Source organism: Streptomyces sp. NPDC017246, from assembly GCF_044331325.1.
GTDB lineage: Bacteria > Actinomycetota > Actinomycetes > Streptomycetales > Streptomycetaceae > Streptomyces.
Genome location: NZ_JBIRMW010000023.1, coordinates 1 through 24,393 on the forward strand (window position 1 = coordinate 1; position 24,393 = coordinate 24,393).

The 24,393-nt window shown below is 72.2% G+C and carries 24 protein-coding genes; 11 read left to right on the forward strand and 13 right to left on the reverse strand.

Annotation, left to right across the window (positions count from 1 at the left end):
* Positions 1 to 95: 95 nt before the first annotated feature.
* Positions 96 to 518 (reverse strand): MarR family winged helix-turn-helix transcriptional regulator, encoded by a 423-nt coding sequence (locus tag ACH4MY_RS35390; RefSeq protein ID WP_398008558.1) that lies wholly within the window; start codon positions 516 to 518, stop codon positions 96 to 98.
* 189 nt (positions 519 to 707) lie between these two features.
* Between ACH4MY_RS35390 and eno the strand changes: the two genes are divergently transcribed.
* A complete protein-coding gene (gene eno, locus ACH4MY_RS35395; RefSeq protein ID WP_398008560.1) occupies positions 708 to 2,009 on the forward strand; it encodes a phosphopyruvate hydratase in 1,302 nt (433 codons plus the stop codon).
* Between the two features lie 84 nt (positions 2,010 to 2,093).
* Here eno and ACH4MY_RS35400 read toward each other — a convergent pair whose 3' ends face one another.
* From ACH4MY_RS35400 to ACH4MY_RS35410, 3 genes are all read right to left on the reverse strand, one after another.
* The gene (locus ACH4MY_RS35400; RefSeq protein WP_398008562.1) at positions 2,094 to 2,657 is read right to left on the reverse strand and encodes a dihydrofolate reductase family protein; all 564 of its coding nucleotides are present in this window, start codon (positions 2,655 to 2,657) and stop codon (positions 2,094 to 2,096) included.
* 155 nt (positions 2,658 to 2,812) lie between these two features.
* Positions 2,813 to 3,499, reverse strand: a complete 687-nt coding sequence (locus ACH4MY_RS35405; protein WP_398008563.1) for a transcriptional regulator — start codon at positions 3,497 to 3,499, stop codon at positions 2,813 to 2,815.
* Between the two features lie 102 nt (positions 3,500 to 3,601).
* On the reverse strand, positions 3,602 to 5,773 hold the full coding sequence (locus ACH4MY_RS35410; protein ID WP_398008565.1) for a SpoIIE family protein phosphatase: 2,172 nt from the start codon (positions 5,771 to 5,773) through the stop codon (positions 3,602 to 3,604).
* A gap of 485 nt (positions 5,774 to 6,258) precedes the next feature.
* On the opposite strand from ACH4MY_RS35410, the gene ACH4MY_RS35415 reads away from it, so the two are divergent.
* The 3 genes from ACH4MY_RS35415 to ACH4MY_RS35425 all read left to right on the forward strand — a co-directional run bounded on the left by ACH4MY_RS35415 (position 6,259) and on the right by ACH4MY_RS35425 (position 8,049).
* Positions 6,259 to 6,936: a hypothetical protein gene (locus tag ACH4MY_RS35415; protein WP_398008566.1), complete on the forward strand. Its 678-nt coding sequence runs from the start codon at positions 6,259 to 6,261 to the stop codon at positions 6,934 to 6,936.
* A gap of 167 nt (positions 6,937 to 7,103) precedes the next feature.
* The gene (locus tag ACH4MY_RS35420) at positions 7,104 to 7,589 is read left to right on the forward strand and encodes a VOC family protein (RefSeq protein WP_398008568.1); all 486 of its coding nucleotides are present in this window, start codon (positions 7,104 to 7,106) and stop codon (positions 7,587 to 7,589) included.
* Between the two features lie 61 nt (positions 7,590 to 7,650).
* A complete protein-coding gene (locus ACH4MY_RS35425) occupies positions 7,651 to 8,049 on the forward strand; it encodes a molybdopterin-binding protein (RefSeq protein WP_398008570.1) in 399 nt (132 codons plus the stop codon).
* A 9-nt stretch (positions 8,050 to 8,058) separates the two neighbouring features.
* Here the strand turns inward: ACH4MY_RS35425 and ACH4MY_RS35430 are convergent, their stop codons facing one another.
* The gene (locus ACH4MY_RS35430) at positions 8,059 to 9,588 is read right to left on the reverse strand and encodes a PucR family transcriptional regulator (protein WP_398008571.1); all 1,530 of its coding nucleotides are present in this window, start codon (positions 9,586 to 9,588) and stop codon (positions 8,059 to 8,061) included.
* Positions 9,589 to 9,810: 222 nt separating this feature from the next.
* Here ACH4MY_RS35430 and ACH4MY_RS35435 point away from each other — a divergent pair, with 222 nt between their 5' ends.
* The 4 genes from ACH4MY_RS35435 to ACH4MY_RS35450 all read left to right on the forward strand — a co-directional run bounded on the left by ACH4MY_RS35435 (position 9,811) and on the right by ACH4MY_RS35450 (position 14,707).
* Positions 9,811 to 10,206 carry a molybdopterin-binding protein gene (locus tag ACH4MY_RS35435; RefSeq protein WP_398008573.1) on the forward strand — a complete coding sequence of 132 codons (396 nt, stop codon included), beginning with the start codon at positions 9,811 to 9,813 and terminating at the stop codon, positions 10,204 to 10,206.
* Positions 10,207 to 10,297: 91 nt separating this feature from the next.
* A complete protein-coding gene (gene modA, locus ACH4MY_RS35440) occupies positions 10,298 to 11,113 on the forward strand; it encodes a molybdate ABC transporter substrate-binding protein (RefSeq protein ID WP_398008575.1) in 816 nt (271 codons plus the stop codon).
* A gap of 74 nt (positions 11,114 to 11,187) precedes the next feature.
* A complete protein-coding gene (locus ACH4MY_RS35445) occupies positions 11,188 to 13,209 on the forward strand; it encodes an ABC transporter permease (protein WP_398008576.1) in 2,022 nt (673 codons plus the stop codon).
* Between the two features lie 346 nt (positions 13,210 to 13,555).
* The gene (locus ACH4MY_RS35450) at positions 13,556 to 14,707 is read left to right on the forward strand and encodes a hypothetical protein (protein ID WP_398008578.1); all 1,152 of its coding nucleotides are present in this window, start codon (positions 13,556 to 13,558) and stop codon (positions 14,705 to 14,707) included.
* Here ACH4MY_RS35450 and ACH4MY_RS35455 read toward each other — a convergent pair.
* The 6 genes from ACH4MY_RS35455 to ACH4MY_RS35480 all read right to left on the reverse strand — a co-directional run bounded on the left by ACH4MY_RS35455 (position 14,682) and on the right by ACH4MY_RS35480 (position 19,713).
* On the reverse strand, positions 14,682 to 16,127 hold the full coding sequence (locus tag ACH4MY_RS35455) for a cytochrome P450 (RefSeq protein WP_398008580.1): 1,446 nt from the start codon (positions 16,125 to 16,127) through the stop codon (positions 14,682 to 14,684). The two genes, ACH4MY_RS35450 and ACH4MY_RS35455, sit on opposite strands and share 26 nt — an antisense overlap.
* Entirely contained in the window at positions 16,124 to 16,747 is a 624-nt protein-coding gene (locus ACH4MY_RS35460) for a GTP-binding protein (RefSeq protein WP_398008582.1), read from the reverse strand. Before ACH4MY_RS35460 ends, ACH4MY_RS35455 begins: the two co-directional genes overlap by 4 nt.
* Positions 16,728 to 17,084, reverse strand: a complete 357-nt coding sequence (locus ACH4MY_RS35465) for a DUF742 domain-containing protein (RefSeq protein ID WP_189831111.1) — start codon at positions 17,082 to 17,084, stop codon at positions 16,728 to 16,730. Before ACH4MY_RS35465 ends, ACH4MY_RS35460 begins: the two co-directional genes overlap by 20 nt.
* Positions 17,081 to 17,488, reverse strand: a complete 408-nt coding sequence (locus ACH4MY_RS35470; protein WP_229901808.1) for a roadblock/LC7 domain-containing protein — start codon at positions 17,486 to 17,488, stop codon at positions 17,081 to 17,083. The genes ACH4MY_RS35465 and ACH4MY_RS35470 overlap by 4 nt, the downstream gene beginning before the upstream one ends.
* Position 17,489: 1 nt before the next feature.
* Complete coding sequence (locus ACH4MY_RS35475) at positions 17,490 to 18,884, reverse strand: sensor histidine kinase (RefSeq protein WP_398008585.1); 1,395 nt, start codon at positions 18,882 to 18,884, stop codon at positions 17,490 to 17,492.
* 451 nt (positions 18,885 to 19,335) lie between these two features.
* Positions 19,336 to 19,713: a MerR family transcriptional regulator gene (locus ACH4MY_RS35480; RefSeq protein WP_398008587.1), complete on the reverse strand. Its 378-nt coding sequence runs from the start codon at positions 19,711 to 19,713 to the stop codon at positions 19,336 to 19,338.
* Between the two features lie 250 nt (positions 19,714 to 19,963).
* On the opposite strand from ACH4MY_RS35480, the gene ACH4MY_RS35485 reads away from it, so the two are divergent.
* Entirely contained in the window at positions 19,964 to 20,935 is a 972-nt protein-coding gene (locus ACH4MY_RS35485; RefSeq protein WP_398008589.1) for an oxidoreductase, read from the forward strand.
* Between the two features lie 90 nt (positions 20,936 to 21,025).
* Here ACH4MY_RS35485 and ACH4MY_RS35490 read toward each other — a convergent pair whose 3' ends face one another.
* Positions 21,026 to 22,033, reverse strand: coding sequence for a HEAT repeat domain-containing protein (locus ACH4MY_RS35490; RefSeq protein WP_398008591.1), 1,008 nt, complete (start codon positions 22,031 to 22,033; stop codon positions 21,026 to 21,028).
* Between the two features lie 3 nt (positions 22,034 to 22,036).
* Positions 22,037 to 22,708: a HEAT repeat domain-containing protein gene (locus ACH4MY_RS35495; protein WP_398008593.1), complete on the reverse strand. Its 672-nt coding sequence runs from the start codon at positions 22,706 to 22,708 to the stop codon at positions 22,037 to 22,039.
* A gap of 759 nt (positions 22,709 to 23,467) precedes the next feature.
* Between ACH4MY_RS35495 and ACH4MY_RS35500 the strand changes: the two genes are divergently transcribed.
* A complete protein-coding gene (locus tag ACH4MY_RS35500; protein WP_398008595.1) occupies positions 23,468 to 23,920 on the forward strand; it encodes a hypothetical protein in 453 nt (150 codons plus the stop codon).
* A 225-nt stretch (positions 23,921 to 24,145) separates the two neighbouring features.
* Complete coding sequence (locus ACH4MY_RS35505; RefSeq protein ID WP_398008723.1) at positions 24,146 to 24,346, forward strand: peptidoglycan-binding protein; 201 nt, start codon at positions 24,146 to 24,148, stop codon at positions 24,344 to 24,346.
* The last annotated feature ends 47 nt before the right edge of the window (positions 24,347 to 24,393 follow it).

The following is a 24,393-nucleotide window of genomic DNA, read 5'->3' on the forward strand; positions in this document are numbered from 1 at the left end:
AACAAGGACCTCGACAATCCTCATTCTTGCTGGTCAGAGGCACTTTTCGCTTACCTGACCACCCGTCGGACAGCCCGCTTCATGAAAGCGCGAGGCTAGCGCGAGGCGAGCCGCTCCATGAGGGCGGCGCTGCGCGCCAGCACCTCGCGCTCCTCGCCGGTGAGCTCGAGCTCGATGGCCTGGGCGAGCCAGCCCACCCTTCGCCCGCGTTCCGCCTCGAGGGCGACCCGCCCCGCGGGGGAGAGTTCCACCAGGGACTTGCGGCCGTCCGTGGGATGCGCCCGGCGGACGACGAGCCCCTGTTCCATGAGCAGCCCTACGGCACGGGCCATGGACTGGGGGCGCACGCGCTGGTCCACCGCCAGATCGCTGGTGGTCATGGCGCCGTTGCGATCGAGGGTGCCGAGCACGGAGACCTGGCCGAGCGGGATCTGGTCCTCGTGCTTCACGCGCCGCGTGAGCTTGCCCATCGCGGTACGCAGTTCGGTGGCGACGGCGGCGGGTTCCGGGGTGGGCATAGGGCACTTTAACCGGTGACTTTCAGCGAAGCTGCGCAGCTCACCTGCACAGCCGAACTGTGCAGCACAACTGCACAGCTGAACTGAACAGCTGAACTGCACAGCATCGCTGTAGAGTCAGCGCTGTCGCGGCACGCGTCAGCGTTGTCGCAGCAGAGCCGCGGCATGCGTCAACGCAAAGGACCTCCCATGGTTTCCACGGCAGTCGAGTCCACCGTCATCCGGTCCGTCACCGCCCGCAGGGTCATCGACAGCCGGGGCAACCCCACCGTCGAGGCCGATGTCCTCCTCGCCGACGGAGCCCTCGGCCGCGCCGCCGTCCCCTCCGGCGCCTCCACCGGCGCGCGGGAAGCCGTGGAGCTGCGCGACGGGGACCCCGGTCGCTGGCACGGCAGGGGCGTCGACCGCGCGGTCGCCCACGTCAACGGCGACATCGCGGCGGCGGTCGTCGGGCGCGACGCCGCCGACCAGGCCGGACTCGACGCCGCGCTCGTCGCGCTCGACGGCACGGCCGACAAGTCCCGGCTCGGCGCCAACGCCGTCCTCGGCGTCTCCCTCGCCGCGGCGAAGGCCGCCGCGGCGGCCCACCGCCAGCCGCTCTACCGCTACCTCGGGGGCGCGGACGCCCGCCTTCTCCCGCTGCCGATGATGAACATCGTCAACGGCGGCGCCCACGCCGACAACCCGCTGGACTTCCAGGAGTTCATGATCGCTCCGATCGGTGCGGCGAGCTTCGCGGAAGCCGTCCGCATGGGCTCCGAGATCTTCCACACGCTCCGCCGCGACCTGCTCGCCGCCGGGCACGCCACCGGCGTCGGCGACGAGGGCGGCTTCGCGCCCGCCCTCCGTACCGCCGAGGAGGCGCTCGACTTCGTCATGGCGGCCGTCGAGCGGACCGGTTACCGGCCCGGCACGGACATCGGCCTGGTCATGGACCCGGCCTCGTCGGAGTTCTTCCGCGACGGTACGTATGTGTACGCGGGTGAGGGAGTGCGCCGTACACCCACCGAGCACGCCGACTACCTGGCCAAGCTGATCGACTCCTACCCCGTCGTCTCCATCGAGGACCCGATGGCCCAGGACGACCTGGACGGCTGGCGGGAGCTGACCGCCCGCGTCGGCGACCGCTGCCAGCTCACCGGCGACGATGTGTTCTGCACCGACGAGAACCTGCTGCGCGAGGGCATCCGCACCGGTGTCGGCAACTCGGTCCTGGTCAAGGTCAATCAGATCGGCACCCTGACCGAGGCCCTCGCCACGGTCGCCACCGCGCACCGCGCGGGCTGGACCGCCGTCATGTCGCACCGCTCCGGCGAGACCGAGGACACCACCATCGCGGACCTGGCCGTGGCGACGGGCTGCGGTCAGATCAAGACCGGTTCCCTGTCCCGGTCCGACCGAACGGCGAAGTACAACCAGCTCATCAGGATCGAGGAGGAGCTGGGCGCGTCCGCACGGTACGCGGGCGGCGCGGCGCTGAACCGTTCCTGACGAACCCCCCGCGCGCGACGGCGCATTGCCCAGGGGTGTCCTGTCGACCGGGCCGGAACCACGGCCTGATCGACAGGACGTCGCCTAGCGCGTCACGCGGTAACGGAGGTAGACGAACTTCGAGTTGAAGGTGCGGGTCTCGACGAGGTCGAGATCCACCCGCTGCTCGCGTCGGGGAAAGAACGGAATGCCACCGCCGACAAGCACCGGGTAGACCATGGCCTGGTACTCGTCGATCAGACCCGCCGCGGCCGCCTCGGCCGCGAGCGTCGCACCGCCGATCGCGATGTCGCCCTCCCCCGGCTCGGCCCGCAACCGCTCGATCTCCTCCGCCACACCGCCGGTGGCCAGCCGGGCATGGCCCTGCACCGTCGACAGCGTGGTGGAGAACACCACCTTGGGGAGCGGGTTCCAGAGCGACACCCACTCACGCGTCGAGTCGTCGAGCGACGGATCCTGGTCGACGGTCTCCCAGTACAGCATCGTCTCGTACAGCCGGCGTCCCAACAGGTGGACGCCGACCTGCCGGATCTCGTCGATCCAGAAGCGGAAGACCTCCTCGTCGGGGGCCGTCCAGTCGAATTCGCCGTCCGGCCCGACGATGTAGCCGTCGAGTGAGACGTTCATCGAATAGGTCACTCTGCGCATCGGACGTCCTCCTCGGTCGCGGGTTCGACCCTACGACCGCCGGATGCCACGGGGCTCCCCGCCGCTCACAGGATCCCCCGAATGACCCTGCCCGGCTCGTGGACGGCGACCGGCCGACCACGGGCCGGACACATGATCCGCCGGGCAGGACCGGCCTACCGGACCCGCGGCTCGGGTTCCTCGCCCCGGGCGATGCCCAGGGTGGCGAGCAGGTCCTCGTGGAGCTCCATCCAGACCGTGTGGCAGGAGTCCTCCCTGACCCGGTCGACCCACGACAGTTCGCCGCGCCGGACCCGCGCGAGCGCACCGGTGAAGCGGGCGCCGTAACCGTCGAAGCGGAGGAGGCGCGCTCCCAGCTCCTCCGACAGGGACTCGACGACCTGGCCCAGTGCGGTGAGTTCGTCGAGCACCCGGCCGTCCCACGCGGCGTCCCCGTGGTCGTTGACGGCGAGCCGCCCCGAACCGTCCGGCCGCAGCTGCCAGTCGGTGCAGGCCCGGAGGCAACGGGCGTTGTCGGTGAGGAAGGTCTCGTACCGCTCGCGTACGAAGGGTCCGAGCCCCGCTCCGGCGAGTTCGCCGGCGAGCCGCCGCTCCCCCTCGGCCCGGCCGGAGTCGGTGAGTGCCCACCCCCGCGTCCCCGCGAACGCCCGCCGGATCACCCAGCCTCTCGCCTCGTGGTCGAGCAGTGCTTCCGTCACGGCCTCGGGGTCGAGCCCGTAGTGCGCCGCGGCCGCCTCGTCGTCGGCCATGCCCTTGAGCCGCACGGCGTGCAGGGCGAGAAGTTCGGGGTCCGAGACGACGGGACCGGCCGGGAAGTCCTGGAGATCGGTTGGGTTCGCCACGCGTCAGAGCATAGGTCGGGCTTCGGTCCTCGGACCGGCCGCGTACCCCGCGCCGGGTCCTCGGACCCGCCGCGTACCCCGCGCCGCCCTGGGGGAGCGGCCTCAAGGCTTGGGCAGGGAGCGGCGCACGAGGAGGAGGGCGACGTCGTCCGCGCGGTGGGCGCCGTGCTTGACGTGCAGGGTCAGCTCGTCCGCGATCCGTTCCAGTTCCCCGGCCCGGGACACCGAGAGCCGCTCCGCCAGGTCCGCCATGGACGTGCCGATGTCGAGTCCGGGGGCCTCGACGAGGCCGTCGGTGTACAGCGCGAGCACCGAGCCGGGTTCCCAGGGCAGCTCCACGGTGTCGTACGTGACGTCCGGCGCGATCCCGAGGAGGAGCCCGGGCGGGACCTCCAGGACCTCGGCGCTGCCGTCGGCATGGCGCAGGAGCGGCGGCGGATGACCCGCGGTGGCCAGCCGGAGGCGGCTGTGGGCGAGGTCGAACTCGGCGATCAGACAGCTGGTGAAGCGGTCCGCGTCGAGGTCGTCGAGCAGCCGGTTGGTGCGCGCGAGGATGTCCCCGGGCGAGGCGGCGGCCGTCGCGTGGGCGTGGACGGCGGTCCTCACCTGCCCCATCAGCGCGGCGGCGGTCGTGTTGTGCCCCTGGACGTCGCCGATGACGGCGACGACGGTGGTGGGGGTGGCGCGGATGAGGTCGTAGAAGTCCCCGCCGATGTCCATGCCGTGACCGGCCGGCAGGTAGCGGGCGGCGACGTCGATCCCCGGCATGGGCGTCAGCCCGTGCGGCAGCAGGGCCGTCTGGAGGCTCCGCGCGAGGGAGTGCTCGGCGTCGTAGAGCCGGGCCCTGGCGAGGGCCTGGGCGATCAGTCCGGCCAGGGAGGTGAGCAGCGCCCGTTCGGTCGAAGGGAACGGACGGGGCCGTCTGTACGAGAGGATGAGCGACCCGACGGGACGGCCGGAGGCGATCAGGGGCAGGAACGCCCAGGCGTTGCGGCCCTCGTAGCGCGGCGCGTGCGGGTGGGCCTCACGGAGGTCCTCGTACGTGGGGAAGAAGGCGGGGACGCCGGTGGTGAGCACCTGGGCGTCGGTGACCGGCTCCGTGAGCTGTTTGCCGTCGAAGCGCTCGATGAACTCCTCGCTGTAGCCGCGGTGGCCGATGATGCGCAGCCGGCCCTCGTCGACGCTCATGAGGACGAGTCCCTGCGGTCCGAAGGCGGGCACGATCTGATCGGCGACGAGTTCGACGACGTCGTGCACGCCGGCCGCCTCCGTGAGGGACGCCGCCAGATGCATGAGCTGGTAGATCGCGCCCGCGCCCACGGGCTCGATGGGACTCGGGGGCGCGGAATGGCCTGCGAGGGCGGAACCGTCGCCGGGCACGGCACCCTCCTCGCTCGCGGCGCTCGCCCCCATCGGCGAGATGAGGACGCTGATGCCGGTGGCGTCCGGGTGGAGCTCGAAGAGCAGCGACGGCTCCGGCCCTCGCTCGACGACGAACGATGTCGGCCGGCGGGTGACGACCGCGGCGCGGTACCGGTCCTCGAAGGCGGGGTCGTTGAGCCAGAGCAGTGCTTCCCACGGCCGTCTGCCGAGGAGAGCGGCCACGCCGGCGTTCACCAGCTCGGCGGCGGCGGTGTTGATGAAGGTGAGGCGCCCGTCGAGGTCCAGGGCGCAGCACCCCACGGGCAGGCGTTCCGTGAGGTCGAGGGCGGCCGCGGCGAGGGCCGGGTCGGCCTCGGAGGGGCGCTTCGGGTGCACGACGAGCGGCTCGGTCGGGTGGGGCGGTGGGGGATCCTGGTCGGCGGCCCGCCGCAGCAGCCCTGCCGACAGGAGGCAGTGGGCGTCCAGCGACTCCCGTTCGCGCGCGTCGAGCCGCGGTGGGTGCGAGACCGGGAAGAGCAGGACGACACCGCCCCAGACGGTCGTGGCGTCGGCGATGGGGGCGGCCGCCAGCAGGAAGTCGTACGGCAGGACCATCCCGATCTTCGGGTAGAGGTGGGCGATCTCCTCGCGGCCGCCGAGCCATACGGACTTCCGCTCCCTGATGGCGTCGGCCACCGGGATCGGGGCGTCGACCGGGATCCGGACCCACGGGGAGACGATCCCCCGCGTCAGACCCGAGATGAGCACGAGCCGCAGCATCCGGTCCCCGGGCACGAGCAGATAGACGAGTCCCGCCGAGGCCGCGGTGTCACGCATGAGGCCGGTGAGGACGGCGGCCATCCGGCCGTCGGCGAAGACGTCCTCGGTCTCCGTGCCAGGTGGCCCGCCCATGGGGCTCACCGGCCTTCCGCGACGGGGACACGGCGCGGACGGGGGCGCGGGGCGAAGGACCGGGCGCGGCACGAGTGCGGGCACGAGACGAAGCGGCAGGCGCGGCGCGATTGCCGGCGCGAGGCGAAGCGGCAGGCGCGGCACGGGTCCGGGCGCGGAGTGCGGCGGACGGCGCGGCACGGGCCACGCCGTGAGCCCGGGCGTGCGTCGGGGCGCGGGGCGGCGAGCCGTCCGCGGCACGGGTCCGGGCGCCGGGCGGGGTACGGCGCGTGGGCCCACGTGCCGGGGCCCGGCGGCCCGGTACGAGGTCGGCGGCGCCACACGTCACGCATATTCGGACGATACGTCGGCCGCCCCGCGACCGCGCGGGCAAGCCCGGCGGGGCCGCGGGACACCGGCTCCCGTGGACCGTCCTGCCCTGGGCTATCGTGCGGCGTCGCCCACGGCGTCGGCCGCGAGAGCCCGTCGAAACCAGGAGAAAGTGCATGTCAGATCACATACACAGCACCACGGACGCCACCGGCGCGGGCCACCCGCCCGCTGCGGCCCGCCGGTCCCCCCGACCGCTCACGGGCGTGTACCGCACGGCCGCCCTGGTGCTGTACGTCTGGGCGGCGGCGGCTGCCGTCGCCGGGGTCTCCTTCCTCCTCCCGGGTGCGGATTGGGTGGCCATCTCCGTCGGAGTCCTGCTGTGCCTGCTCTTCGGGATACTGCTGCACCTCCTGCACCGGGGTGTGTGGCTGCTGCTGCTCGCCGCCGTACCGGCGCTCTTCGTCCTGGTCGGCGCGGTCCAGTACGCCCCGGAACTGGCCCTGGAGCGGTACGGGGTCCACGAGCGCGTCGTGGTCGCCGCCGACAGCGCCGCCGCCACCGGCGGCAAGAACCACGAGCTGACCCTGCGCGGCTCCGACGGCCGGGAGCTGGCGGAGAAGCTGGTGTACCGGGGCAGCGGAGCCCCGGAGGTCGGCGAGCGTCTCGACGTCGTCCGTGACACCCGCGGCGAGGTGCCCATGGAGCAGGCGGACCAGGTCGACGCGGCGGGCCGACGGGGCCAGCTGATCGGCGGCCTCGCCGTCTTGACCGTGCTGGTGCTGCTCGGCGGCTGGCGGGGCCATGTCTCCCGCCGCCGTGAACCGGCGCGCAACGGCGGCGCCCGCCCCTGAGCGGGTACCGGCCCGCCCGCCGGATCGTCGCGACGGCGGGCTGCCGCTCTTCGGGGCATCCCGGCGCCGGCGGCCGCGCGGCTGCGGCAGATGAAACGGGGGCCGGGATATCAGTGGGCGCAGGCGGCGGTCGACGGCGGCCGTCCTTGCCCGGAAGGCGGAAGACCATGACCGTACAGCCCGTTCCCGAGGGGTACCCGCGCGTCACGCCGTACCTCTGTGTCGACGGGGCCGCGGCCGGGATCGACTTCTACGTGTCGGTGCTCGGCGCGGAGGAGCGCATGAGGATGCCGGCTCCCGGCGGCGGGATCGGCCACGCCGAGCTCGCCCTCGGGAACTCGATCATCATGCTCGCGGACGAGTTCCCGGAGCTGGGCTTCCGGTCCCCCGGGGCGATCGGCGGCACGCCCATCACCCTGCATGTGTACGTGGCGGACGTCGACGCCGTCTTCGCCAAGGCCCTCGCTCAGGGGGCGAAGGAGCTGTCGCCGGTCAAGGACGAGTTCTACGGCGACCGTACGGGTCAGTTCGAGGACCCCTTCGGGTACCGGTGGAGCGTCGCCTCGCACGTCGAGGACGTGTCGGAGGGGGAGATGGCGAAGCGGGCCGAGGAGGCGATGCGGTCCATGAACACGGAGGCGGAGAGCGCCTGATCCGCCCGTCCGGCCTGTGGGGCGCCGCCATGGGTGCCCGTCACTGGCCTAGAGTGCGGCTGTGCCGTCGTACAGCATTGGGCAGGCCGCACGGCTGCTCGGAGTCAGTTCGGAGACCGTTCGCCGGTGGGCGGACGGCGGTCGGCTGCGCATGGACCGGGACGGCTCGGGCAACCGCGTGATCGACGGGGTCGGTCTCGCGCGCTTCGCGCAGGAGCGGGGAGCCGGTCTGCTCGCGGTGCCGGAGGACGACGTGCCGACCTCGGTCCGCAACTCGTTCGTGGGGATCGTGACGGCGGTACGGGTCGACGACGTGGTGGCGCAGGTGGAGGTCCAGGCGGGCCCGCACCGCCTCGTGTCGCTCGTGACCCGGGAGGCGGTGGAGGACCTGGGGCTCGATGTCGGGGTCACCGTCACCGCCCGGGTGAAGTCGACCAACGTCCACATCGACCTCGGCTGACCGCGGCCGTCAGCGGCACAGCAGCGCGGCCCGCAGGTCCAGCCGGTGGTCGAGCCGGGACAGGTCCCGGTCGGTGAGGGTCTCGATGCGCTGGACGCGGTAGTGGACCGTGTTCACGTGCAGGTGGAGCGCCTCGGCGGTCCTCGCCCAGGAGCAGTTCTGCGCCAGGAAGACCTCCAGCGTCTCCAGGAGCACGGCGTGCGAGCCGCGGCCGTCCCGCAGGAGCGCGCCGAGGACCGTGTCGCGGTAGACGGTGCGGACGTCGGACGGGATGCCCGCCAGGAGGGTCTCCAGTCCGACGAGGTCGTCCAGGCCCGTCACGAGCGCCGCCGCCGGAGCCGTCCTGCGGGCAGCGGCGAGTGCGTAGCGCGCCTGGGTGAGGGCGGTGCCGAGCTCGGCGGGGGTGCCGACCGGTCCCCCGACTCCGGCGTGCAGGGCGGTCTCCGGCCGGCAGGCGTGCAGCAGCGGCCACACCTCGCCGAGCCGCGCCCGTACGCCGGTCTCCGCGCCGTCCTCGTGCGCCAGTACCGCCATCGCCTCGCCGCCCGGGCGCTCGGCGACGGCGAACGCGACGGACGGCAGATGGCTCAGGGCCTCCGTGAGGGCGGCCACGCCGTCGGTCCGTTCGCCGGCCGGCTCCAGTGAGGCGACGACCACGGTGTAGGGCCCTGTCCCGGGCAGTCCGCCCGAACCCAGCGCGCTCTCCAGGCCGTTGACCTCGCCGTACGCCGCGCCGACCCGCTCCATGAGCGCCTCGTACGCCTGCCTGCGCTCCTTCCTGCGCCGGTCCCGGCGGCGGCGGTGCCGGCCGACGAGTTCGGCTATCTCGTGCAGCACCCGGGGCGGCACCTCGCTCTCGCCGGGAAGGTGCAGATGCCAGGCGTCGAAGGCGGTGTCGTCGGCGTCGACCCGCACGGTCGTGCCGTGCGGACCGCGGAGCATCTCCGCCGCGCGCCGCGCGGGGAGTTCGGCGGCGGTGGCGGTGCGGGCGATCGTACGGCCGCTCCCGGTCAGCAAGTGGCAGGCGGGCGTGCCGAGATGAGCGAAGGCGCGGTCGAGCAGCTCCTCGGCGGACGCTCCGCCCTCCAGCGCCCGGTCGATGTCGACGCGTACGTTCTCCGGGAGGGCGTAGTGGTCCGTGGGGCGCCGGCTGAGCTCGCCCCACTGGCGCACGTACACGGCCTCGGTGATCGCCCGGAAGCTCGTGTGGGCCGGCACGGCGAGCAGGGCGATGCGATGGTTCCGGCAGGCGTCCGCCAGTTCCGCCGGCACCTCGCCGTGGGTCTCCTCACCCGCCAGGAGGGCCACGGCACCGGCGTCCCGCAGCGCCAAGACGAAACGGTCGGTCTTGGCGGGATCGCCGTCCCGGCTCCACCAGACCAGCCCGCTCAGCACGACCTCTCCCTGCTGAAGGAACCGGGCGGGGTCCTCCAGGTCGGTCGCCGTCACACCGCCGATCTCCTGCCCGAGCAGCGCGTCGTCGCCCCAGACGAGGGAGAGATCGAGACGGTCCAGGCGGAGAAGATGATCGACCTGCATGCGGTACTCCTAGCGGCTCACGGGGCGGTCCCGCATCTCATATTCCCGAGGCGAATACGAGTCGGACCATCGTAGATGCCAGGGGATATCCGCAGTATGCCTCCTGTCCGATCAGCGGAGTCAGACCTCTCTCGTCTCTTCCTCCAACACCCCTCTCATTCGCCATGGAGACTCACACGGGTTTGTTGCAGATAGGAGCCGAGTCCGCCTACGGTGTCGCACATGCAGCCCTACACCATCGGCCAGGCCGCACGTCTGCTGGGCGTCAGCCCCGACACCGCGCGGCGCTGGGCGGACGCGGGCAGGATCGCGACCCACCGCGACGAGAGCGGCCGACGTCTGATCGACGGCAAGTCGCTCGCCTCGTTCTCCGCCGAGATCGCCCAGGGCGGCAGCGGTGACGACGACGCGTCGTACACCTCGGCCCGGAACGCGTTCCCCGGCATCGTCACCGCGATCAAGCTCGGTGACATCGCCGCCCAGGTCACGATCCAGGCCGGGCCGCACCGCCTCGTCTCGCTCCTCACCCGCGAGGCCGTGGAGGAACTGGGTCTTGAAGTCGGCATGCAGGCCACCGCCCGCGTGAAGTCGACCAGCGTGCACATCGACCGCACCTGACCCCTCACGCAGCACCGGGTGGCCCCGGCCGTCGGCGCGGCCGCCACCCCGCCACGCATCCCCCTTTCGCCCCCAAGGAGTTCAGACCCTCATGTCCCTCGCTCTCACGCCCGCCAGACGCCGTACCGCCGCCGCAGCCCTGACCGCGGCCCTGCTCGTCCCGCTCGCCGCCTGCGGCAGCGACGACACCGAGAAGGAGACCGCCGGGTCCACGGCCTCCGGCTCCGCGACCGGCGCGCCCGCCGCCCGGCTGACGGTGCTCGCGGCCGCGTCGCTGACCGACGTCTTCAAGACGGCCGGGGCCGCGTACGAGAAGTCCCACCCCGGCACGAAGATCACCTTCTCCTTCGCCGGTTCCCAGGAGCTCGTGGCGCAGGTCGCCCAGGGCTCCCCCGCCGACGCCCTGATCACCGCCGACACCAAGAGCATGGCCAAGGTGAAGGCCGACACGGGCACTCCGACGATCATCGCCAAGAACCGGCTCGTCATCGCCACCGGCGAGGGCAACCCGTTCAAGGTCGACGAGCTCAAGGACCTCGCGGACACCAAGCTCAAGGTCGTCCTCGCCGCCCCGGAGGTCCCGGCCGGCAAGTACAGCAAGAAGGTCCTCGACGCCCAGAAGATCACGGTGAGGGCGGTCTCCCAGGAGCCCAACGTCCGCGCCGTCCTCAGCAAGGTCGAGCTGGGCGAGGCCGATGCCGGGCTCGTCTACAAGACGGACGCCGAGAGCGCCAAGGACAAGGTCGACGCCGTCGAGATCCCCGACGCGCAGAACGCCATCGCCGAGTACCCGGCCGCGACGGTCAAGGACTCCAAGAACGCCGAGGCCGCGGCCGCGTTCGTCGCCTGGCTGTCCTCGCCCGAGGCGCAGAAGATCCTCCAGGACGCGGGCTTCCAGAAGCCGTAGCCTCATCAGATCGAGGGGCTGCCCGTCACGGGGGAACGGGCGGCCCCTTCTTCACTACGTCCACAGGATCTTCGATGAAACGATCAGGCGCCCGTACGCGGGGAGACCTCACGACCGGGACCCGCGCACCCCGGGTCCGTACGCCCGGAGCCCGTCCGCCCGTCGCCCTGGCGGTTCCCGCGCTCCTGGCCGTGGCGTTTCTGACCCTTCCTCTGATCGGCATCCTGGTACGGACGGAGTGGGGCGAACTCGCGGACCACCTGACCTCCCCCGGAACGGTCGAGGCGCTGCGGCTCTCCCTCCTCGTCTCCTTCTGGGCGCTCGGCCTCTCGCTGCTCCTCGGCGTGCCGCTCGCCTGGCTCCTCGCCCGGGTCTCCTTCCCCGGCAAGGCGATCGTCCGCTCCCTCGTCCTGCTCCCGATGGTGCTGCCGCCCACCGTGGGCGGTGTCGCCCTGCTCCTGGCCTTCGGCCGGCGCGGCCTGCTGGGCCCCTGGCTGGAGGGCACCTTCGGCATCACCCTCCCGTTCCACACCTCCGGGGCCGTCGTCGCGGCCACCTTCGTCGCCATGCCCTTCCTCGTCATCAGTCTGGAGGGCGCGCTCGGAGGACTGCGGCCGCGGTACGAGGAGACGGCGGCCTCCCTCGGCGCCTCGCCGGTACGGGTCTTCTTCACCGTCACGCTGCCGATGGTCGCGCCCGGTCTGATCGCCGGCGCGGCCCTCACCTGGGCGCGGGCGCTGGGCGAGTTCGGCGCCACCATCACCTTCGCCGGCAACCTCCCCGGCACCACCCAGACCCTCCCCCTCCAGGTCTATCTGCTGCTCCAGGACGAGCCCGAGGCCGCCACCTCGGTCTCCCTGCTGCTGCTCGCCATCGCCATGGCCGTACTGATCGCCCTGCGCGGCCGGTGGACGGGGACGCCCTCGGACCGCCGTACCCGAACCCCCGCCCCGGACACCGGCCCCGAGGATCCGGCACCGCTCCGGCGGACCGCTCCCGCGGCGGCCGGCGAGGCGAGGGCCGGGCAGGCGGCTGAGCAGACGGCCGGGCAGGAGGCCGAACGCTGGGCGCTGCACGCCGAGGTCACCGGCTTCACCCGGCTCACCCTCGACGCGGAACCGGGCACCACCATCGCCGTCGTCGGCCCCAACGGCGCCGGGAAGACGACCCTGCTTCGCGCCCTCCTCGGCCTCACACCGCGCGCCCACGCCGCCCTCCGGCTCGGTGACACCGACGTCACGGCCCTCCCGCCGCACCGCCGCCATGTCGCCTGGGTCCCGCAGGACGGCGCGCTCTTCCCGCACATGAGCGCCCTCGCGAACACCGCCTACGGCCTCCGGGTCCAAGGCGTCCGCCGGTCCGAGGCCCGCCGCGCGGCGCAGCAGTGGCTCGACCGGCTCGGCGTCGGCCACCTCGGCCACCGCCGCCCCGCCCAGCTCTCCGGCGGCCAGGCCCAACGGGTCGCCCTCGCCCGGGCCCTGGCCGCGCGGCCCCGGCTCCTCGTCCTCGACGAGCCGCTCGCCGCCCTCGACCAGACCACCCGCTCCCATGTCCGCCACACCCTGCGCACCCACCTCTCCGGCTTCGCCGGCGTCTGCCTGATCGTCACCCACGACCCGGTCGAGGCCGTCTCCCTCGCCGACCGTGTGCTCGTCCTCGACGAAGGACACGCCCTCCAGGACGCCTCGCCCGCCGAGGTCACCCGGCACCCCCGCTCCCCCTGGGTCGCCCGGATGCTCGGCCGCAACGCCTGGTCCGGCACCGCCACCGCCGACGGCCTGGCACTCACCCGGGGCGGCCGCCTCATCACGGCCGACCCCCTGCCGCCCGGCACCGAGGCCCTCGCGGTCATCGCGCCCGAGGCCGTCTCGCTCCACCGCGAGAAGCCCGGCGGCAGCCCCCGTAACGTCTGGTCCGGGACCGTACGGGAGATCAGCGCGAGCGGCAGCAGGCTGCGGGTCCTGGTCTCCTCGGAGCAGGTGCCCGATCTCGTCGCCGAGGTCACCCCGCAGGCGGCGGCCGAACTCGGCCTGGCCGACGGCGTACCGGTCTGGACGAGCGTGAAGGCCACCGAGGCGACGGTCGTGCCCCTGTAGTCGGTCCCTTCGCCGAATCGGTTCGACGGAGGGGTTCGCCAGACGGGTCCGCCGGGCGGGTACGACGGACGAGTTCGCCGGACGATTTCGGCCACGGATTCGCCGCACGGACGCGGCGGACTTACGGAATCTGCCGCAGAGGGACCGTTCCCTTCCGCATGAAGCGGATCTGATGGATGGTCAGAAACGATTGAGGGATTGCCAATCGTCCGGGGCGGGCAGGTTTGGAGGGTCGCGGGGCGGGCATCGTGTCCGGCCTCATGGGAGTGGCGACTTTCACCACGTGCGGGAGCGCATCGCCCACCGAGTCACTTAACCGGCCGAAGAGAGAAGGAGGTTGGTCCCCATGACCGTGCGTGCCGTCGAACTGCCCCAGCTGTGGATGCCCCATCCGCCTCGGGTGAATCCGTATCTGTCGACTCTGCGCCAGGAGAGCGAGACCTGGGCGCGCGAGATGGGCATGCTGGGCGGCGACCAAGGACCGTCGGCCCCACGCCCGATCTGGACCCGGTCCCAGTTCCATGCCATGACCGTCGACCAGCTGACCGCCTGGGCCCTGCCGGACGCGTCCCTCGCCGATCTGCGGCTCAACCACCGGTTCAACATCTGGGCGCTGGCCTGGGACGACTACTTCGCCGCCGCGTTCAAGCAGACCGGCGACCTCCCCGCCGCGCTGGCCTTCACCGCCCGGCTGCACACCTTCCTGCGGCCCGAACCCGGCGCCCGGCTGCCGGAGCCGGTGAACGCCGTCGAGCGGGGGATCGCCGATCTCCAGCAGCATCTCTTCCCTCCACGACTGGCCCACTGGCGGCACGAGTTCCACCGGGCCCTGGCGCGCTACATCGACGCCGGCGTCGAGGAACTGGCCAACAGCCTCGCCGGCCGCATCCCCCACCTGATCGACTACGCCCCGTTCCGGCGGGAGAGCTTCGCCGCCCACACCGCCCCGTACTCCGTCGAGCTGGCCACCGGCGCGCGAATACCCGCGCGGATCCGGCACAGCCGGACCGTCCGCGCGCTCCTCGACGCCTTCATGGACTTCATGGGGCTGGCCAACGACATCGCCTCCTACGAACGGGAGGTCCACGAGGAACACGACGTCAACAACCTCGTCGTCGTCCTCGGCACGTCCCTGGGCATCACCTTCCACGACGCCGTACCGGCCGCCCTGAACCTGGTGAACACCCGGATGCGCGACTTCGAGCACCTCCGGCAGAGCGAACTGCCCCAGCTCGCACGGCGATCCGGTCTCGACCACGAGGAGCGGGCCGAACTGGAGCGGTGGCTGCAGGGAGCCTGCGGCTTCCTGTCCGGCCTTCACGCCTGGTACACCGGAGCACCCCGCTACGCCGCCGTGGACGTCTCGGTCCCGGAGCAGCGCCGACGACCAGGCGCCGAGGGGGGTGCCGACAGACCCTCGTCGGCACCCCCCTCGGCCGTGGCGCTCGGCGCCGACGCCCTGCCCTGGCGCCCTACCGCCTCCGCAGGAGGCGGCTGACGCGCTTCCACCACGAGGCCGGGGGTTCGGGCCGGCGCTGCGGCTCGGCGGCGTTCCCCGGCCACAGGGGCGCCGACGGCAGCCCGCCGCTGGGAGCGGGCGGGGCCGGCAGCGGGGCCGGGGCGTCCTGGGCCTGCGGCGAGCGGGAGGCGAAGCTCACGGGCAGCGCCGTCAGATGCCGGGCCCAGGTGGAGGAACGCCAGCTGAGCCGGTCCTCCGGCACCGCCAGGGCGATGTCGGGAAGGCGGGTGAGCAGGATGTCGATGCCGGTGTCGGCGATGATGCGGCCGATGTCCTGCCCGGGACATTCATGGGTACCGGCGCTGAAGGACAGGTGCGCCCGGTTGTGGTGCACGGGGGTCGAGGGGTCCGGACGGACCGCCTGGTCGACGTTTCCGGCGGCCAGGCCGAGGAGGAGCATGTCCCCCGCCCTGATCCTCTGTCCACCGAGGGTGGTGTCGTCGTTGGCCCAGCGCCCCGGGCACACCATCAGCGGCGGCTCGTCCCAGAGGACCTGCTCAACGGCCTCGGGCAGGGTCATCTGGCCGCCGGCCAGCGACCCGCGGAACCGGGGGTCGGTGACCACCATGCGCAGGACGTTGGACATCAGGTTGGCGGTCGTCTCGTAGCCCGCGAGCAGGATGAGGCGCAGGTGGTGCTTCACCTCCTCGTCGGTGAGCTCGGCGGGATGGGCCATCAGCGCGGACGCGATGTCCTGCCCCGGGCGTGCCCTCTTGTCGACGACGAGCTGTTCGAGGCACTCCAGCACGTAGGCGTTGCTCGCGAGCGACGTCTCGGTGGCCTTGAAGAGGTCACGGGCGGCGTGCACGAGCTTGGGACCGGACTCGTCCGGCATGCCCAGCAGGTGGGTGAGCGTGAGCATCGGCAGGTGCTCGGTGAACTGGCCCACCAGCTCCGCCTCGCCGCGCTCGCAGAAGGTGTCGACCAGCTCGTGGGCGAAGCGGGTGATGTGGCGACGGATTCCACGGTGGTCGAACTGGCTGAGGCCGGCCGTGACGGCGCCACGCAGGCGCTGGTGCTCCTCGCCGTCCGCGCACACGCAGTCGGGGCGCCAGCCGATCATCGGCACGAGCGGCGAGGTGGCGGGGTCGATCTCCCCGCTCCTCCAGCCGTGCCAGACGCGGGGGTCGCGGGAGAACTGCGTCGGGCGGCTGGCCACGTCACGGTTCTCCAGGTACCCCAGGACGAGCCAGGCGCGTACGTCGCCGTCGAGGAGAACGGGCGCCACCGGACCGTGGGCGGCGCGCAGCTCCTCGTACAGCCCCATGGGGTCCGTCTCGGCGGCGGGGCCGTAGAGCCGGGTCGCACCGCCGGGTCCCGTGCCGATGTGGGCCGGGCAGCCCGGGGGCGGGGTCGTCCCGGGGTGCGCGGTGGCGTGTTCAGCGGGTGGAACGGTCATGCGGTCTCCTGGGCGGCGGCGAGGGTGCACAGGTAGACCATCAGCGACAGCAGGGCGTCACGGCAGGACGCCCGGTCACGTGCGTCACAGGCGATGATGGGCACGGATTCGCTGAGGGCCAGAGCAGTGCGCAGTTCTGACAGGGGATGCTGCGGGGCCTCCGGGAAGGCGTTGACGGCCACGATGAACGGGACGCGGCGGTCTTCGAGGCGGGTGATGACCTCGAAACAGACTTCGATCCTGCGGGTGTCGACGAGGACCACGGCGCCGAGCGCGCCTTCGAAGATGCCGTTCCACAGGAACCAGAAGCGCTCCTGCCCCGGCGTCCCGAACAGATAGAGGATCAGCTCCTGGTTGACGCTGATCCGTCCGAAGTCCATCGCGACGGTCGTGGTGTTCTTGCCTTCGGCGCCGGGGTTGTGGTCGATCCCGACCCCGGCCTGGGTCATGGTCTCCTCGGTGGTCAGGGGCGGGATCTCGCTCACCGCGCCGACCATGGTCGTCTTGCCGACTCCGAAGCCGCCGACGATCACGACCTTGACTCCCCTGGCGCCGTGCGGCAGCAGCATGTCGGTGCCGCGCGGGCCGGCGTCGAGGGCGTCAGAGCTTGCGTAATCCATGGATCACCGCCTCCAGTAAGCCGCGTTCGGGGAATGCCGCGACGGGCACGGGCGCGATGGCCTCGACCCGTTCGTCGTCGACGAGTTGGGACAGGAGCACGGTGACGACGCTGAACGGCAGACTGAGATACGCCGACACCTCGGCCACCGACAGCGGGTACGTGCACATGGAGAGGATGGCCGCCTGCTCGGGCTGCATCGCGGGCTCGGGTTCGGACCGCGTCGCGATGAGGGTGACCAGGTTGAAGGCCTTGGCCGAGGAATCCGGGCCACCGGTGATGACATAGAGCGGAACGGGGGTGCCTTCACTCCAGGGGTCCTGGTTCTCCGATGTCACATCGCCTGCCCGACGTCATCGCGGGGCGGGCTGGTCATGTGCTGACCGATCCGGACCACCAGGGTCCGCATCCGGTCGCCGAGCAGTCCGGCATCCACCTGGTCGTCGGCGAGCACCGCGAGATAGGCCCCGGGGCCGGCCGCCATCAGGGAGAAGTAGCCGCCGTCGGCCTCGATCCCGACCATCCGCGTCGAGCCGTCCCCCTGCGGGAAGCGCTGCGCGATGGCCCTGGCCAGGCTCTGGATTCCGGAGCAGGCCGCGGCGATCGCGTCCGCGGTGTCGGGCTCCGTGTTCGCCTGCCCGATGCACAGGCCGTCGGACGACAGGACGACCACGTGTCGCACGTACGGGACGCCGCCCACGAGCTCCTTGAGCATCCAGTCCATGTTCGGCAGTGGCTGCATGTTACTCGACCTCATCTGACGGCTCGCTGTATGGAGTGGAAGGTTCGGCGCCCGATCTCTTGTCGCCGTTGAAGGCCTCCCACATCAGCCCCGGCTGGCGGGGCGTGCGGGATGCTCCCCGGGAGGAGATCGGAGTGACGGGGGTGGGAGTCGCCTGGACGACCGGTGTCGGGACGGGCGACTCCCGTCGCCGCTGCGGGAGTCCGTTGACGGTCTTCCTGACCTCGCCGGTGTTCTGCGGGGCGTCGCCCGGCGGCGTCGGCCTGGGCAGGATCGGGCCTCCCCTGCGCTTGCGGGCGGGTGGCTGGGCCCTCACGACGGACTGCGGCACCGTGGTGATGAGCTGCCGGGGGACGAGCACGACGGCCCGTACGCCTCCGTAGGCGGAGGTGCGCAGATCGACCTCGCAGCCGTGCTCGCGGGCGAGCCGGCTGACCACGGGCAGACCGAGCTGGGTGACCTCGCCCAGGCCGGCCAGATGGATGCCCGACGAGGCCTGTGCCATGACGCGCTCGATGCGCTGCCGGACCTCCTCGGTGAGTCCGACCCCGCGGTCCTCGATCTCGATGGCGATGCCGGAGGGCACCTCGCTCGCGGTCACCTCGACCGGGGTGTGCGGCGGCGAGAAGGTCGTGGCGTTGTCGAGCAGTTCGGCGAGCAGATGGATCAGCGGTTCGGCACCCGGGCCGACCACGGCCACCTCGGTCACCGACTGCAGCTTCACCCGGGGGAAGTCCACGATGCGCGACATGGCGCCGCGCAGCACGTCGTAGAGCGGGATCGCCTTGGACCACTGCCGTCCGGGGCGGGCGTCGCCCAGGACCGCGATGCTCGCCGCGAGGCGGCCGATGAGGGCGTTGCGGTGGTCGATGTCCTGCAGACCGCGGGAGATCACGAGATCCGTGCCGTGGACGATCTGCATGGTGTGGAGGTCCTTGGCGAGCTGGTGCACGATCGCCTGGACCCGGCGCGCCACCGCCACAAGTGCCCGCTGGGAGGAGTCCCGTGTGTTCTCCTCGGCCTCCACCGCTTCCAGGAGCGTCTGCAGGGCACCCTGGAGCGCCTCGGTGAACTCGCCGTCGAGGTGATCCCCGTACGAGACGGACTGCAGGATCTCCGAGGCGGGATCGCCCTTCTGCAGCCGGGCGACGGCCGCGGGAAGGAGCTCTTCGGCGAGCCAGACGGTGGTGGCCCGCTGATCGGCCAGCCGCCCGATGAGCGCGGCCTCGCGCTGTGCGTAGTACTCCTGCGCCTCGGCCCTCACCTGCGCGGAGTGGGCCGCGTCCGCCGATCGAAGCCGACGCGCGGTCACCGCGGAGGTGACGGCCGTCAGGACGACCGCGACGAAGGCGCACGAGGCGACCGGTGTCCGTATCTGTGCAGGGGTGAAGAGCAACGCTATCGCGGCGGCTCCGGCCAGAACTCCCGGAGGGAGGAGCCATGCCCGGGCGACCGCAGGTGGCCGGGCTCTCGAAAATGAACCTGCACGAACCATCAGGGGTCCCTAAACAGTCTGGAATGAGCGGACTGAGATGATGCGACGCGCCGACAGGAACGAATCGGCCTACCTTCGGGCGAGTGCCACGTTCCGTCCGCGCGCACCACAGCGTTCATGACTCGCTGTGATCGCAGCGCAACACATCGGGGAGCATAGTCAGTTCGGGTTCGCCATGTGACTTTGCTGGAAGGCCAGCCTCCACCGATCACTCTTGGCCCATAAGACGACCAATTGCTGCACAGAAAATGCCATCAACCGATCGCATCCTGGCGCCTGTTCGCCATGACGCGTGACCCTCGAACGGGCGCACAACCGTCGCTCCGGCGGCCCGCTCAGGCCCCTCGGCATCTCAGGCCGTCGGGTCCCAGAGTCCGCCCGCCCGGCCCCGGTCGAGGTGCTCGGCGTAGACGCCGACCTTCCACGCGATGAGGGAACGGCACTCCTCCAGCGCCTGGATCTGCGCGTCGACGCGCCGCCGGTGCCCGTCGAGGAGCCCCAGACGCTCCGCCTCGTTGCCCGGCCCCTGCCGCACCAGCTCGGCGAACCGCTTGAGGTCGGACAGGGGCATCCCGGACTCGCGCAGCTTGACGCAGATCAGCAGCCAGTCGACATCGATCGCGGTGTAGCGCCGTCGGCCGCCGGAGGTCCGGCCGACCGGTCCGACCAACAGGCCCTCACGCTCGTAGAAACGCAGTGCGTGCACGCTGAGCCCGGTCCGCTCGGACACCTCGCCGATGCTCAGCGGGTCTGCGGAGGGATCGGCGGGGGCCGGGAGCTGGGACAGGGGCTGAGGCGGGGGCGGGATCACGGGCGGGGCCGGAGTCGGGGCCGAAGTCGAGGTCGGTGCCGAAGCCGGGGCCGAAGTCGGAGTCGGAGTCGGAGTCGGGGCCGAAGTCGAGGTCGGGGTTTCGGTAGTCGCCATGTCGGTCAATCTAGGACTTGATCTAGACCTCACTCCAGATCGTAGCGTCGACGCCATGACCAGCACTCATCAGCAGCCGCTCGGCTCGCCCTTCTCCGCCGCCGGCACCGCCGAGGACGTCATGGCCGGCCTCGACCTCTCCGGCACGAACGCCGTCGTCACCGGGGGCTACTCCGGACTCGGCCTGGAGACCACCCGGGCCCTGACGGCCGCCGGGGCCCGGGTCCTCGTCCCGGCACGCCGCCCCGACGTCGCCCGCACCGCGCTGGCCGACGTGCGGGGCTGTGACGTCGTCCCCATGGACCTGGCGGATCTCGGCAGCGTGCGCGCCGCCGCCGCACGGATCCGCGACTCCCTCACCAGGCTCGACCTGTTCATGGCCGTCGCCGGAGTCATGGCCACCCCCGAGCGGCACGTCGGCCCGGGCTGGGAGAGCCAGCTCGCGGCCAATCACTTCGGACACTTCACCCTCGCCTGCGAGCTCGCCCCGCTCCTGGCCGCCGCCGGCGGCGCGCGGGTCGTCGTCAACAGCTCTTCCGGACACACCCTCACCGACTTCCGCTGGCACGACCCGCACTTCCGTACCGGCTACGACAAATGGCTGGCGTACGGCCAGGCGAAGACGGCCAACAGCCTCTTCGCCGTACGGTTCGACGCCCTGGGGCGTGAGGACGGCATCCGGGCCTTCGCCCTCCATCCGGGCAAGATCATCACCGGTCTGCAGCGGGAGATGCCACTCCGCGAACAGATCGACCGCGGATGGGTGGACGCGTACGGCAACGTGATCGGCGCCGACTTCAAGACTCCCTCCCAGGGCGCAGCCACCGGCCTGTGGGCCGCCACGTCCCCGCTCCTCGCCGACCGGGGCGGGCTCTACCTCGAACACTGCGACATCGCCGGCGTCTCCGCCCCCGAGGCACCGATGGACGACGGGGGCGTCCGCGCGTACGCCATCGACCCCGAGGCGGCCGTACGGCTCTGGGACCTGTCCGTCGCCGCGACCGGAGCCACCCCGATGTCCCGCTGAACCCGGCTCCATACCTGGCCCCGCGCACCGGACCCCGCAGACGCCAGGCCATGCACACGCCGGGCCGCGCGGGGCACAGGGGGAGATCCGTCAGCGCCCGTCGCCGCGCAGCGTGAGCACGTACGCCGCGGTGAGCGCGACGGCGCGGTCCTCGTCGTGAGACAGCTCCACGAGGGCGCGTGACGCCGTGCTCCCCGGGATGTCCGCGAGCACCTGCGTCAGCCGTCGCCGGGCGGACGGGCCCACCGCGCCGCCGGCGAGGCGGTCGACGAGCGCGGTGGCGATCCGGTCCGCCGACTCGGGACGACTCGCCAGCGCGGTCAACGCGTCGGCGGCGTCGCCGTCATGCGCCTCCTCGACGACCATGTCGACGAGCGTCGGAACGGCGTCGGCCACTCCGCGCGCCCCGAGCGCCGGCGCCGCGCACCGGCGGACCTCGACGTCGGCGTGGCCGAGTGCCTCCCGCAGCAGCGCGGTCGCCTCGCCGTTCGGCAACTCGGCGACGGTCTGGACGGCACGCCTGCGCACCTCGGCCACCGGAGAGCCGAGGCCCTCAGCAAGCAGCTCCCATCCGCCGCCGCCCGCCTGCGCCAAGGCCCATCGCAGGGCTCCGGCGACGATCGGGTCCGGCTCGCTCAACGCCGCCTCGACCAGCGCCTCCACCGGAACCCGCGCGCCTTCGGCCGAGGCCAGGGCCGCGCGCTGACGCTTCCCCGCGCTCTCCGACCCCAGGGCCTGGAGGAGGGACACGATCTGGAGGACGTCCTGCCAGCCGGCCGGTTCCGCGGCCCCGATCCGGCGCAGCCGTGTGAGCAGCGCCGTCTCGGCCGCGATGCGTTCCCGCGTCTGGCGGATGAGGTCGTCGACGAGCTCGGAGGGCGCGAAGCCGGGATCATCCAGCGCGGACCCGACTTCACGCAGCGACAGCCCCAACGACCGAAGACTCTCGATGTGGAAGATGCGCCGGATGTCCTCGTCGGAGTACTCCCGATAGCCGGCGTCGGTCCGGCCCGTCGGCCGGACCAGGCCGAGCGACTCGTAATGCCTGAGCATGCGGGCGCTGACCCCGGACCGCCGTGCCACATCACCGATCAACACGGCCTAGTTCTCCTCCCGGCCCGCCGGGCCGAGCACGGAGACACGCTTCGCCTCCTCGATCGCGAACTCGAATCCGGTGTCCGGATCGCGCAACAGCCGTTCGGTGGCGGCGGCGTGCAGACGTACATCGGGGTCGAGCTCCTTCGTCGCCGCGCGCAGGGTCGGCACGACGACCTCGCCGAGCGCGATCAGCGCCCGGCTGAGACTCAGCCGCGTCTCACGTCCGCCGCGTCCGAGCTGCGTCGCCAGGGCACGGGCCAACTCGGGCTTCTCCTCTTCGGGTACGAGCACGACCGCGGCCCGCCAGGCGCTCCGCGCCACCTCGTCGTCGGCGTCGGACAGCAGCGCCCTCGTGATCACCGGCCAGGCCTGCCGGTCCCCGATCTTGGACAGGGTGTGCAGGGCCTGGCTCCGCGCCTGCGCCCGCTCCGAGCGGACTTGGCCGAGAAGCTCCGGGACCGTCACGGACGGCGGGTGGCGGGTGAGCGCCCATGTGAGCATTTCGCGTACGGAGAACTCGGGCTCGATCGCGCAGCGCTCGACGAGCGTGTCGACGAAGCGCACGTCCGGATTCGTGCCGACCGCCAGCGCCGCCCGCAGTCGTACCGACGAGCGGTCGTCCTCCAGGCCCTGGCGGGCTCGCGTCAGATCCGTGTCCTGTTTCGGCATGGTCATCGGGACCACCTCCCTGGCGGTAGTGAAGACCTTGCCACCGTGTCAAGGTCAAGCGGCCGGGCCACGCCGAGGGATCACCGCCTCGGCGAGCGGGCCACGCCAAGGATTCACGGCCACGTCAGCGGCCGTCGCCCGCAGCGGGCTCCACCTCGTCGCCCGCCGGGGACACGGAGTCGCCACTCTCCAAGGGCGTGAACTCGACCCCGGTCCCCCGGCAGTCCAGGCAGTCCATGCCGAGACTGCATTCCTCGCACCGCCGGCTGTTCTGGAAGTCCAGCCCTTCGCACGAACGACACGAGCCCCAGCCCTCACACACGCCGCACAGTCGTCGGCCGGGCGGCAACGAGTCCGGGGTGGCGACGCGCGGAGGGCGGATCCAGCGGGCGTGGATCCAACGGCTCCACCGACGGTGAACCGGCCATCGGTCCGCTCCTCGACGCGCGGTGCCACACCCGGGGCGACGCGGGCCGCGACGGCCCCGAGCTCTTGACGCAGCCGGTCCGCCGCACGTTCGAACGTTTCGCGCGCGCCCTCGATGTCCTCGGTCATGGCCACCCGCCCCGTCACACACCTTCGCGATGTGAGGTGCGTCACGCGTTAAAAGTCCTTTGAGGAACAAGGTCGCGAAACTTCCCATTTGATTCGCATTGCCCGTGGTTGACGCTTGCTTTGAACGGCAGTCAATATCTCCACGGCTTCGCCACACCTCCCTCGGCCTCAGCCACACCTCCCTCGGCTTCGCCTCATCTGGAGCACTCCATGCGCAACAGGACTGCCCTGACCACAGCAGTCACTTCCGTCGCCGCAGCCACGTCCCTCGCCCATGAACCCGCACACATGGAGGACCGGGGCCATCGTGTCTTCGGGAAGGTCGCCGAGCCGGACGGCGGCGGTGCGGGGGCACGCGGGCAGGATGTCGAGCTCTTCGATGCCACAGCCGGCCTCCCGAGGGTCACGCCCCGGATCGCGACACCCGGCGACGGGGCACGACGGTCCCGGCGCTCCCGCGCGACACCCCCGGCATGGCGGTCGATGCCGCTCCCCCTGATGGTCGCGGGCGCGCTCTCCGCAGGACTCGGTGCCGCGCTGACGGTCTGGCTCGCCGCCGAACCCGGCGCCGGGCCGCAGTCGGTCCCGTCCCTCGCGCTCCCCGTCGTCGCGACGTCCGACCGTCCGCCGGCCCGGAACGCGGTCGGCGCGCCGGCCACCTAGGCGGCCGCCACACCGTCGACCGCTCGCGCGACCCCCTCGGCCGACCCGTCCCGCACCGCCGCACCGCCGCCCACACCCACGCCGTCGGCCACCACCACGGTCACGGTCACCCCCTCCCCGACCCACCCGTCCGTCTCCACCCCCTCCCCCGACACCACGTCGACGTACCCGTCGTCGGCGCACCGCCCCCACCGGACCTCACGGCCCGAGCCGCGCGACCTCGCACTGGGGAGCACCGGCCCCGAGGTCGCCGACCTCCAGCGCCGGCTCCAACAGCTCTCCCTCTATCTCGGCTCGGCCGACGGCGTCTTCACCAAGCCCGTGGAGGAGGCACTGAGCCGCTACCAGGTCGCGCGGAACATCCCGGAGAAGCCCGGGGTCTACGGCCCTCTCACCCGCGCCCTCCTCGGGTCCGAGACCGACTGAGTCCGACCGAGCCACACCCCCGACCGCCTGCACCCCCACCGTCCCCC

What these genes read in the sequence shown, in the direction of transcription:
- ACH4MY_RS35460 (WP_398008582.1), bottom strand. Translation starts at nt 16,747, where the DNA reads ATGGATTACGCAAGCTCTGACGCCCTCGACGCCGGCCCGCGCGGCACC.
- ACH4MY_RS35500 (WP_398008595.1), top strand. Translation starts at nt 23,468, where the DNA reads ATGCGCAACAGGACTGCCCTGACCACAGCAGTCACTTCCGTCGCCGCA.
- ACH4MY_RS35400 (WP_398008562.1), bottom strand. Translation starts at nt 2,657, where the DNA reads ATGCGCAGAGTGACCTATTCGATGAACGTCTCACTCGACGGCTACATC.
- ACH4MY_RS35455 (WP_398008580.1), bottom strand. Translation starts at nt 16,127, where the DNA reads ATGACCGTTCCACCCGCTGAACACGCCACCGCGCACCCCGGGACGACC.
- ACH4MY_RS35470 (WP_229901808.1), bottom strand. Translation starts at nt 17,488, where the DNA reads ATGCAGCCACTGCCGAACATGGACTGGATGCTCAAGGAGCTCGTGGGC.
- ACH4MY_RS35420 (WP_398008568.1), top strand. Translation starts at nt 7,104, where the DNA reads ATGACCGTACAGCCCGTTCCCGAGGGGTACCCGCGCGTCACGCCGTAC.
- ACH4MY_RS35485 (WP_398008589.1), top strand. Translation starts at nt 19,964, where the DNA reads ATGACCAGCACTCATCAGCAGCCGCTCGGCTCGCCCTTCTCCGCCGCC.
- ACH4MY_RS35445 (WP_398008576.1), top strand. Translation starts at nt 11,188, where the DNA reads ATGAAACGATCAGGCGCCCGTACGCGGGGAGACCTCACGACCGGGACC.
- ACH4MY_RS35450 (WP_398008578.1), top strand. Translation starts at nt 13,556, where the DNA reads ATGACCGTGCGTGCCGTCGAACTGCCCCAGCTGTGGATGCCCCATCCG.
- ACH4MY_RS35390 (WP_398008558.1), bottom strand. Translation starts at nt 518, where the DNA reads ATGCCCACCCCGGAACCCGCCGCCGTCGCCACCGAACTGCGTACCGCG.
- ACH4MY_RS35410 (WP_398008565.1), bottom strand. Translation starts at nt 5,773, where the DNA reads ATGGGCGGGCCACCTGGCACGGAGACCGAGGACGTCTTCGCCGACGGC.
- ACH4MY_RS35435 (WP_398008573.1), top strand. Translation starts at nt 9,811, where the DNA reads ATGCAGCCCTACACCATCGGCCAGGCCGCACGTCTGCTGGGCGTCAGC.
- ACH4MY_RS35495 (WP_398008593.1), bottom strand. Translation starts at nt 22,708, where the DNA reads ATGACCATGCCGAAACAGGACACGGATCTGACGCGAGCCCGCCAGGGC.
- modA (WP_398008575.1), top strand. Translation starts at nt 10,298, where the DNA reads ATGTCCCTCGCTCTCACGCCCGCCAGACGCCGTACCGCCGCCGCAGCC.
- ACH4MY_RS35430 (WP_398008571.1), bottom strand. Translation starts at nt 9,588, where the DNA reads ATGCAGGTCGATCATCTTCTCCGCCTGGACCGTCTCGATCTCTCCCTC.
- eno (WP_398008560.1), top strand. Translation starts at nt 708, where the DNA reads ATGGTTTCCACGGCAGTCGAGTCCACCGTCATCCGGTCCGTCACCGCC.
- ACH4MY_RS35415 (WP_398008566.1), top strand. Translation starts at nt 6,259, where the DNA reads ATGTCAGATCACATACACAGCACCACGGACGCCACCGGCGCGGGCCAC.